1 protein-coding gene is annotated in these 10265 nt (G+C 58.6%); it reads left to right on the top strand.

What is annotated here, in order from left to right:
• Positions 1 to 109 precede the first annotated feature (109 nt).
• Positions 110 to 10036 carry a VCBS domain-containing protein gene (locus BCS36_RS05110; RefSeq protein WP_291301833.1) on the top strand — a complete coding sequence of 3309 codons (9927 nt, stop codon included), beginning with the start codon at positions 110 to 112 and terminating at the stop codon, positions 10034 to 10036.
• Positions 10037 to 10265 lie beyond the last annotated feature (229 nt).

Genomic DNA, 10265 nt, shown 5'->3' with positions numbered 1-10265 from the left:
TTCCCTGGCAAGGTGTGCATAGCCCATACGCCCCTCAATCTTTGGTTGGATGGAGAGGCTAAAGGGCTATACCACCTTGCCTTTTCATTCAACTTTGAGGGTGTTGCACTTGCAAGTTGAATCCGCCACCTTTAATTTCGAGTATACTCTCAAGGAAGAGCCGAACAGCAAGACAGACCAACTGGCGCAAGGCGAGCAGGTCACCGACGGCATCGTCATATCGGTTAATGACGGTATGGGGCATATGGTCAATCAGCCCATCAACGTGGTCATCACGGGCAGCAATGACGCGCCGGATATCACGCATGTGACCAGCACGCTGACCCTCAAGGAAGGTGGCGTGTACGCCGACGGCAAGCCCGTGAGCGATACTCCTCTCAATGCTGATGAAAATAATGCTGTTGCCGGAACCGCCACTCTGTCCGGCCTTATTACGGCCCATGACCCGGACCACGGCGCGCAACTCTACTTCGGCCTTACGGATGCCAACGGCAACCTGCTGGACATGTCCAACGTCAATGCCGACGGCAGTCTCAAGGGCGTTTTTGTCATCGGCACGGTGAACAATCCCGACAACAGCACGTCTGACGTCACGGTGACGGGAATCAGCGAGCACGACGGCAAGATCACCATCAATACCGATTACGGCGACCTTGTGCTGGAAAAGACCGGCGAAGAGAGCGCCACCTATACCTTTACCCTGACCAATACCACGGGCGAAGGCGCAACAAACAAGCTGGCCGAAGGCCAGACCGTGAAACTCAGTTTTGAACCCTACGTGCGTGACGAACACGGCGCTGTGGACAGCAACGTGAGCACCCTGCGCGACGGTACGGTTTTAGGCAACACCATCAATGTCGTCATTGAGGGTACCAACGACGCGCCTGTCATCGCCCAGGATTTCTGGGCCCCGTCTGATCCGTCCGATGCGGACAATATCACCCATTCCGTCACCGTGCGCGAAGCCGTTGACATCACTGCCCACAACACCGTCATAGGTACCTTTGTGGCCTCTGATGTGGACAATGGCGACCATCTGGCCTACGGCCTGGTGCGCAACGACGGTTCCGGCGATCTTGTTATGCATGACACGGTCTATGTGGTGCTGAACAGTGACGGCAAGACCTTCACCACCACGGCCGAGGTTCCCACAGACGCCACGAAGAACAATTATGTGGGCGAATTTCACCTGACTTTTGACGCCGCAACCCCGGCCAAGGGCGCGAACTACGAATTCACGCTGTATAACGAGTCGCCCGCCGTGCAAGGCATGCAGAACGGCGACAGCCAGGACGTGTCTGTGGTGCTGACCGCGCGCGACAGTTTTGGGGCCTATGTGCAAGAGAACATCAGCGTCACCGTCAAGGGGGCCAATGACACGCCCGTCATCACCACGGCTCCCCTGCTGACCGACCTGCATGTGGTGGAAGCGGGCGTCAGAACTGCGGGAGGCGAGCCCAATGCCGCTTTTGCCGGTACGCCCGAGGATGTTGACCCGAAGCACAGCTTCACCGTGACGGACGTGGACAACAGCGACACGCAGAGCGTCAGCATCACCGTGACTGACAGTCACGGCAACCCCGTCTCCCTGCCAGTCACGAATGACGGCCAGGGCAACTATACCGTGACCACGCCCGAGGGCACATTTACCCTGAAGGCGGGCGCGCCCGTTGCCGGCGATTCCGGCAGCAGCCAGACCTATACCTATTCCTACGCCATTGACAATGCCGCTGCCAACAGCCTCAGTGAGGATGAAAGCCGCAGCTATATCTTCACGGTCACCATCACGGATAGCCAGAGCGCAGTTGTCAGTCAGGCCATCAGTCTGACCATCACGGGGGCCAACGACCTGCCCGTGCTGACCATCACCCCTGCCGACAGCGGCCATCTGACGGAAGACGCGGCCACCCGCACATCCACGGGCACCTGGGCCGTGGCTGATCCCGACCACGACGGCAACAGCCAGACCATCTCTGTCTCTGGCATGGGCAAGGACGCCAGCGGCTTAATGGATACAAACGCCCAGACGGGCGATCCAGTGAAGGTTGCAACGGACTACGGCACCCTGACCCTGAACTCCGACGGCACCTATATCTATGCGCTGGACAACAGCAAGCCCGCCGTGCAGGCCTTGGGGGCCAGCCAGAGCCATACGGAAACCTTCACTGTCACCACCACGGACGCTCACGGAGCACACGACAGCCAAACCATCACCGTTGTCATCCAGGGCATCAACGATGATCCTGTTATTGGCAACAGTTCGACCACATCCGTCTCCGTTGAGGAGGCAGGCGTGCAGGGCAGCCATAACAGTGCGCTTCCCAATGCGCCCTATGCCGGTACGCCCAGTGCCACGGGCCTGATTGTGGCCACAGACGTGGACGGTGATGATGCAGGGTTGTTGAAATTCAGCGTGGCAAATGGCCAAGGCACATACGGTACCCTGACCATTGACGAGACGACGGGCCAGTATACATATGTACTGGACAATACCAAGGCCGACAGCCTCAATGAAGGGCAGAAGGTTAAGGAAACCTTCACCGTGATGGTCAAGGATGGCCACGGCGGCTCGGCCTCGCAGGAAATCACCGTGAACATCACGGGCGCCAACGACAAGCCCACGCTCTCCCTTTCAGCGCCCAGCGCCTCCACACTTCGGGAAGACAGTGGCGCGTATACCTCTACCGGCACTTTCACCGTGGAGGACCATGACGTTGACGGCGCATTCAAGGGCCTTACCAACGGCGCGGCCAACCAGACCTACAGCATTGCTCCCGGCAGCGGCACTACAGGTACGGCCGTTGTTTCCACCACGGGCGTGGCCACCTACACCACCGACTACGGCTCCCTGACCGTCAATCCCGACGGCACCTATGCGTATACGCTGAACAACGCCTCCAACAAGGTGCAGAACCTCGGCGCCACCGAGACGCATGTGGAGACCTTCAACGTCACGGTCACAGACCTGCACGGTTCTTTTGACACGCAAACCGTCTCGTTCACCATCCAGGGCACTAACGATGCGCCCACCATTAGTGGCGAGACCAGCGGCGCTCTGACGCTCAAAGAAAAAGGCGTGACTTCCGGCGCGGGTACCACCATTCCCGGCTACGCCAACCAGGCGGAGGCCGGCATAGCCACGGCCACGGGTTCCTTCACCGTGAAGGATATGGACACTCACGACACCCTTACGGCCACCCTGACCAGCAACTCCACCACCATCACTACTCCCGTCATGAGTGGTGCAGGCACATGGTTAGTCAACGATGCCTACGGCACCCTTACGATCACTGGCGCCCGCAGCGTCAGTGACACCGATGGTTCGGAATCCATCACCTATACCTACACGTACGAAATTAACCAGTCCAAAGCGAATTCTCTGGCTGAAGGCGAAACCAAAACTCTGGATTACCACATCTCCGTCACGGACGGTACGGGTACGCCCGTGGTGCACAATATCAGCATCACCGTGCAGGGCACCAACGACGCCCCGACGGTCACCGCCGAGACCCTGACCCTCAAGGACGACGGCGTGAGGGACAACGGCAATGCGGTTATGGCGGCCACTGCTGCCATGGAAGGCCACCTGACAGGCACGGATGGGGATCATGACGCAAGGCTGACATACGGTCTTATTGAGACCACCAGCGGCGCGAACGCCTACAAGCATCTGGGCACAGAGACAGGGAAGGGTGACCTGAGCACGGGGGCCATATCCGGTACCTTGGCGCCCAACGGCGGCTCTTCCCAAAGCATTTCGGCGACCTTTGTGGTTACCAATGAAGGGGAGACGTATCCCGGCGCCGGAGGCGGCACGGCCACTGTGGTGGAAGTTTACGCCGCCGGGCATTCCGGCGAAGCGGGCTACCACTACGGCACCCTCTACCTCAACGAGAGCACGGGCAAGTATACCTTTACGCTTGATACGAACAGCGCTGCGGTCAACAGCCTTGGCTCCGGCGACAAGCTCACCCTGAACTTCCAGGCCGTGGCCGTGGACACGCACAACGCTTCCTCCACAGCGGTCAACGTGCCCATCGTCATCTACGGCACCAACGACAAGCCCGTACTCACTCTGGATAGCCATGACCTGAGCGTCACTGACCAGACCAACGTCATTGCTTCTTCCCTTGTGGGCAATGCTCATGTGGTTGATCCCGACGCGGGCGATACCAAGACCTTCGGCATCATGTCCAATACCGTCGCGGCCGACGCAGCCGCCACTCCCGCTACAAGCACGTCTATGGCGGGCAACTACGGCACATTCAGCATTGACCCCACCACGGGGCAGTATACGTATACCATTGCCAAGAATAATGCCGCTGTCATTGCTCTGGGCAAGGGCGAAGCCCTCACCGAAACCTTCACCGTAGCCGTGGTGGACAAGTACGGGGCCTACAGCACCCAGACGGTCTCCGTGACTGTCAACGGGCACGACGACCCCACGTATATCAATGCGAGCATGCTGACCCCAAACGGCGCGGTGACAGACCCCGGCACCAGGGGCACGACGCTTGCGGATGCGCAGCACTACAAAGATAACGAGCCCGGCAATACTACAGTCAGCGGCAAGATAGGCGCTTCGGACGCCGACAACACAGATGCCGCGGCACTCAAAGACGTTAATTCCACTACCTTGCAATATGTCATTGTGGTGAACGGCGCCGAATACAACCTCAATGAATTGATGCTCGAAGCCAAGAACGCGGGCAAGGGCAGCTTCAGAATAACTATGCCCCACGGTACTCTGGAAGTGAGCCTCAATACCAGTGTGGCTACGGACGGCGCGCTGTTCAAATATGACTACAACGTCAACACTGCGGATGCTGTCGTCAATGCCTTGACCAGCAAGGAGAGCCTGGCCGACACGTTTACGGTCAATGTGGTGCATAGCGGCGAAAGCACGCCGGTATCTTCGGCAGTGGTGGCCATTACCATACATGGCGTCAACGACAGGCCCACCATCGCGGTGCACCCCGCTGAGGACAGCAGCCACAACATCATCACCTATACCGAAGACTCTCTCGCGGCCTCCGGCAAGATAGTTGCGGCCGATCCGGACAGCGACCACGGCGGTTCCTTCACCTACTCACTGGTCACGGCCAAGAATTCTGTGGACATGGCCGCCCTCAACACGGCCATAGCCAAAGACAACCCCGCCGAGGCCAGTCTGGACACGTACTTCAACCTTGGCAGCAGCGACATGGTGGTCAAGGGCCAGTACGGCTATCTGGTCATCGACCAGAGCGGCAATTACGAATACCACCGCTATGCCGTGGGCTCGTCGGATTACAAAGACCTTAATGGCCTCAATGCCGGCGACTCCGTCACCGACACCTTCTATGTGCGCGTCAGGGATGCGCAGGGGGCCTACTCGCAGATCAAGCCCATTGAGATCACCCTTGAAGGCGCCAATGACAAAGGCGTTCTTGTGGGCAACCATCAGGACGTGGTCGAACAGGGCGTTGTGCAGGGCAGTGACTTCCACAGCAATGAACTGCACTTTACTTCAGGCAAGTTCCTTGGCGCCAACGATTCCAACAGCGCGGACGTGAAGGCGACGTACAGCGGAACCCTCAAGGTGAATGATGTCGATAACAAGGGTTACGACACATTTATCTATGAAACGACCCTGACCATCACCGACGGCGAGGGCAAGACTGTAGCTACGTTCGATGGTATGCATGTCGGTGATAACACACTTGCGGGCTATGGCGTTCTGACTCTCAATGCTAACGGCACCTACAGTTTCACGCCCGATCAGACTGCGCTGAATCACCTGAACACGAACGATGCCCTGACGCTCAAACTTGGTGTGGACTCCACCTCCACATCCACTGAGAATGGCAACACTGCCGCCGCTGCTCAGGAAACCGTTCATGGCGACCTGTCAATCACCCTCCACGGCACCAATGACGCGCCGGTGGTGAGCGGGCTGCCCCATGTGACTGTGGAAGGAGTGGTCACCGATGCCGAGGTTACAGCCTGCGTAGCAACGTTCAGTAGTGTTAATGCTAGCGAGTGGGTGGCCACTGAGAACTTTTTGAAGGATGCATCAAGTCTCGAATTTAGGCAGATCGTTGCCGCTGAGGCTGCAAGAGTTGTGGCCCTGCACGATGCAGGTAAGATAAGCTGGGGGGACACGAATAGTTGGCTGTTCAAAGCTGTTTTTACTTCAGGGCTGAACACAAACGACTGGAGTGTCTTCACGAAACTCGCGGACGTCAACAATTATAGTACGGCGTATAACAATCTCGGTTGGGTCAGGTTTGAGTCCATATTCAATTACCTCAAATCATCCGAAGGTGCTGAAACTGTTAGAGATTACTTGGCATTGCACACAAGCGGCACGACCATTGAGGCCGTATCCGGCAGTGTGAGCGGTACCGGCATTGAGACGCACGGCACCCTTGCGGGCTATGTCAGCGATGTGGACAAGGGAGCCAAGCTGAGCTTTTTTGTTGTGCAGGACACGACCGACAACGGCATTGTCGATGGTTCTGTGGCCCAGGCCGTTGCGGGCAAGTACGGCACGCTTATCATCCAGCCCGACGGCACTTACAGCTATGTGCTCAACAGAGCTGACGCGGACTATCTGAACCTTGCCAAGGGCGCAAGCGGCACGGAGAGCTTCACTGTCTATGTACGCGACGAGCACTATGCCGTGGCCGAGAAGGCCATTCCCATCATCATCACCGTAACCAAGGCAGAAGACGGCTCCGGGACCGGAGGTACTGGCGGTTCCGACTACATGACCATCAAGGATGACAGCAATGTCCACGATGCTGTCATTGAAGATACGGACACCACAGCCACTGGTTCCGTCAAGGCCGACGGCAGCCCCGTCAGCAACGACAGCGGCCTGTTCCTCACCGGCACGTATACGGAAAAGGCAGAAGAGGATGCGTCCGCCACAGACCATGCCGTGCCCAAAAACAGCGTCATTTGCACCGATTACGGCACCCTGGTGCTTATGCCCAACGGTTCCTATACCTATACCCTCAACAACGACAACCCCAAGGTGCAGGGTCTGGCACAGGGTGAAAAACTGGTGCAGACCTTTAACGTGGTGAACGGCCATGGTGATGAGAGCACCATCACTATCACCATCAGCGGCGCCAATGATAACCCCTATGTGCTGAGTGACGTTAAGGCCGGTGGCCTGCATCAGGCCGAAGGGGGCATTTGGGACGCAAATTCTGTCTCCGGCAGCTTCACGATTAAAGACATTGACCACGGCGACGCCGACCATCTGACCATCGCTGGCGCGACAGAGAATAGCGACGGCACCTTTACTGTGGGCGGCAAGTACGGCTCCTACGTCATTACGCCCGGCTCTGTCGGTGCCGCCAGCGGCACCCGCACCTTCACCTATACATACACTCCCAATAGTGGGGTGAACTATGTAGGCAACGCCAGCGACGAAGTGAAAATCACCATAGCCGACGGGCATGGCGGTACAACGGACTATACGCTGTCCGTGAAGCTCTCGGCGGAAAATGACGCGCCCACGCTCAGTGCCGAAAACCTTACGGCCACGGAAGACGGCACGGCTGCGGTTACCGGCGCTGCACACGGTACGGATACGGATACGGGCTTCCTCAATACCGGCAATACGCTGACCTATACGGCAGCGCATAGCGGCGCGCAGGGTGCCGACGGCACGGCCCTTGGCACGGTGGCTTCCAGCGGCCTGCCCGGTATTGTGCAAGGCCAGTACGGCACGCTGTTGCTCAACACCACCACGGGCCAGTACGAGTACCGCGTCAACAACGACTCGATCAAGGTGCAGCAATTGGGTGGGACCGAAAAGGCCCACGACACTTTTACCATTACAGTGACGGACGCCGGTGGAAAGGCGGCCAGCCAGGTCATTGATGTGACCATTCAAGGAACCAACGATGTGCCCAGTCTGAGTCTGCACACCTATGACGATCTTTCCAGCGCTTCCGGCACGGGCGCGTCCCTGTATCTTACGGCCGCCGGGGATAAGGTGGAAGGTACGGCCCTGGGTATTGATGTGGATGTCAAGGACACTCTGACCTACAGCATCGTCGCCAAGGATGCAGACTGGGCAGATAAGACGGGCTTTGTGCTGGATCAGGGGCAGTTGCGCGTTGCCGAAACCACCGAGATTCCCCGCGATCTGACGGCTCTGGATGTCTTTGTGGTCAAGGGCGCGGACGGCAAGTGGAGCCTGTGGGACGGGTCGTCCACCGACAAGGCTGTCGTACATCTGGGGGCGTTCAGCATTGTTAAGGGCAGCGATGGCCGTGCGGACTATGCCTTTACCAGCGACAAGGACGGTATTGCCCATTTGGGTCAGGGTGAAACCTTCACCATCAATGCCACAGTGTCTGTGGACGACGGGCACGGCGGCACGAACGATATGCCCTTGCAGGTCAATGTGCTGGGCAGCAACGATGCCCCTGTGGTCCATGGTTTCACCGGGGACACCACGCTCACGGACAATGGCGCCCCCAGCCAGGCCATCAGCGGCGCGGTCAATGCCTCTGACGTGGACGGCGACAAGCTGACCTACTACATCAAGACAGGCAGCGGCTTTGTGACCACCCTGCATAACGAGCACGGCACTCTGGCGCTGGATTCCGCCACCGGTAAGTACACCTTCACGATGGACGCGGACTACGCCGCCAGCCTCAAGGCTCTGGGCGCTGAGGGAAGCGTTTTAGGCGGCACGTTTGCCATTGTTGCCGTGGACACCTACGGGGCAGTGTCCAGCGAAAAAGCACTGGACATCACCCTGCACGGCGTCAACGACGCCCCCGTGGTCAGCGTTTATGACGCCGCTTTGACGGCCACGGACGCGGCCATACCCGCCGCCGTAGGCGGTCATATCACAGCCTCGGACGCGGATACAACAGACGTGCTGATGTACACGGCTTCGCATGGCGACACGTATGATGCAGCCGGGCATGGCACATCCGTTACAGGCACATACGGCACCTTCACCATCGACGCGCATGGCGGCTATACCTATCAGGCCAGCCATGACCTGATTGCCTACCTTGGCGCGGGCGAGTCGGCAGCGGAAACCTTTACCATCCGTGTGGACGACCAGCATGGCGGCACGGTGGATAAGGTGGTTACCGTGACGGTCAACGGCATCAATGACGCACCCGTGGCCCATGATGACCATTATACCACCCTGACCGGCACGTTATTGGCCACAGATGTGGACCAGAACGACAAGGACAGCCTGATCTTCAGTCTGAGCAATGACGCCGAGTACGGCCATGTTACCGTGGATAGCAACGGCACCTACCACTATGACCTGAACATCCACACCGAGCAGGGGCTGGCCGATCTGCAACAGCACCTGAGCAGTAGCGGTTGGGGTGCGTCCGTCGGCCTCAGTGATTCCTTCATGTTCACGGCCACGGACAGTCACGGCGCGTTCGACAGCGCCACTGCCAGCCTGAACCTGGATGCCGATATCAAAGACCTCGGCTCAGGCCTGCACAGCGTGGATATCAGCAACGGCAGCGGGATCAGCCACCTGCTCTTCGGCGGCTCTGGCGACGACCACCTCTATGGCGGCTCTGGCGTCAGCGAGATCCTCTACGGCGGCTCCGGCAGCGACTACCTGGACGGTCACGGCGGCAGTGATCACCTCTACGGCGGCTCTGGCAACGATATCATGGTCTTCCATGAGGGCGACAGCCTGAACGGCGGGGCCGGTCTTGACTTCATGCTCGTGGATTCCACGGAAGACATGAACGCCCTGCTGAACGTTGCCAAGGAGGTTGAAGTGGCTATCAAGGGCGCCGACGGCAAGGCTGCTGCGGACCTCGGCCTTACCGACCTGGGCAAGTTGGCGGATGTGGGCATTCATGTGGTTGACAGCACGGACGGCGGGCATACCACCATGACCCTGAGCGATGCCTGGACCCACAATGTCGACGGCACGTATACCAACGCATCGGCCGCGTTGACCCTGAGCACCACGCTTACGAACAGTGGAGCCGACGACAACAACGAAGTGGCCAAATTCGTCATGACGCATTCGTCATAGGTGAGAACAAACAATAAACAAGGCCCGCCCCGGAATTAAGGGGTGGGCCATTGTCAGAAGTTTGTCTTCTCAGGCCGCAAAGCCTGTCGGGTGAGTGAGGGCGGCCAGGCGTGCCGACACCCGTCGTCTGTGGGACACGTCCTCGCAGGTTAAGCATCTCGCAGTATTGTGCCCCGGCTGGGATCCTTCCAGCCGGGGCAACGGCGTGTCAGGGAGTTTTAACGTTGAA

Origin of the sequence: Desulfovibrio sp. MES5 (assembly GCF_002237645.1) — a bacterium.
GTDB lineage: Bacteria > Desulfobacterota > Desulfovibrionia > Desulfovibrionales > Desulfovibrionaceae > Desulfovibrio.
Note: the sequence above shows the minus strand (reverse complement) of the source record. Positions and strands in the feature narration are given on the sequence as shown.